We start from the raw sequence: 1,265 nt of genomic DNA on the forward strand, positions 1-1,265 counted from the left end.
TGCGTCGGGCGCAGTATCGGGTGTCGGAGCAAAATCCCGTGCCGATTGCGCGCAATATCATTGCGGCGAAGATTCAGGCGAGTAAGCGGGTGCTTCAGCGGCAGATTCGCAATTACGGCGAGAATGCGGCGATTCAAAGTGCGGTCGATGCTTTAAACATTTCGCTGCGGCTGTTGAAAGGCGCGGACGGGCTGGACGTGGTGCGCGGTATTGAAGGCGATGCGGCGGCACGTTATTTCGGCGTGTTCGGGCAGCTTTTGAGCGAAAAAAGCGGCTTTACTTTTGACGGGCGCAACCGCCGTCCGCCCAGAGACGGGGTGAATGCGCTGTTGTCGTTTGTGTACAGCATCTTGGGCAAGGACATCAGCGGCGCGCTGCAAGGCGTGGGGCTTGACCCTCAGGTGGGTTTTCTGCACGCTGACCGACCGGGTCGCGACAGTTTGGCGCAGGATATTTTGGAAGAGTTCCGCGCGTGGTGGGCGGACAGGCTGGTGCTTTCGCTGATTAACCGCGGGCAAATCAAACCGCAGGATTTTGTTACCGAAGCAAGCGGCGCGGTAAGCCTGAAAGCCGATGCACGTAAGCTGTTGTTCCAAGCTTTGCAGGCGAAAAAGCAGGAAAAAATCGTTCATCCGTTTTTGGATGAAGAAGTGGAAATCGGGCTGCTGCCGTATATTCAGGCAATGCTGTTGGCGCGCCATTTGCGTGGGGATTTGGCGGAATATCCGCCGTTTTTGATGAGATAAACTATGTTAATGCTGATTACTTATGATATTTCTTTTGACGATCCAAACGGACAAGCGCGATTGCGCCGCATCGCAAAACATTGCTTAGATTACGGCGTGCGGGCGCAATATTCGGTATTTGAATGCGATGTCACGCCTGACCAATGGGTCGCGTTGAAAAACAAACTGTTGGAAATCTACGACCCTACGTGCGATAGCCTGCGTTTTTACCATTTAGGCAGTAAGTGGCGTAATAAAGTGGAGCATCATGGGGCAAAACCGGCAGTGGATGTATTTAAAGACGTGCTTGTCATTTAGTTCGCTAACCTGTTGTTCTCATTAAAACCCTGATGGGATAGCGATCTTTATTTTCTTTAACAATTTGGATGAATTAATCTATTTGTATAACGACAATGTGGCCGTTATACTTACCAAACTCCTTATCATAAAATCAGTTAGCGAAATACAGTGTTTAATTCGCTGATTTTTATTGCTTTTTTATGTAGGGAGCAGCCACCTTCGGGTGGCTGTGTGTTGAAA

2 protein-coding genes are annotated in these 1,265 nt (G+C 50.0%); both read left to right on the top strand.

Going from position 1 to position 1,265, the window contains the following annotated elements:
* A partial coding sequence (gene cas1, locus HMPREF9065_RS07945; RefSeq protein WP_021615422.1) for a CRISPR-associated endonuclease Cas1 occupies positions 1 to 746 on the top strand: 746 nt, incomplete at its 5' end.
* 3 nt (positions 747 to 749) lie between these two features.
* Complete coding sequence (gene cas2, locus HMPREF9065_RS07940; RefSeq protein WP_021615423.1) at positions 750 to 1,043, top strand: CRISPR-associated endonuclease Cas2; 294 nt, start codon at positions 750 to 752, stop codon at positions 1,041 to 1,043.
* The last annotated feature ends 222 nt before the right edge of the window (positions 1,044 to 1,265 follow it).

It is taken from the genome of Aggregatibacter sp. oral taxon 458 str. W10330 (genome assembly GCF_000466335.1).
Taxonomy (GTDB): Bacteria; Pseudomonadota; Gammaproteobacteria; order Enterobacterales; family Pasteurellaceae; genus Aggregatibacter.

What these genes read in the sequence shown, in the direction of transcription:
- cas2 (WP_021615423.1), top strand. Translation starts at nt 750, where the DNA reads ATGTTAATGCTGATTACTTATGATATTTCTTTTGACGATCCAAACGGA.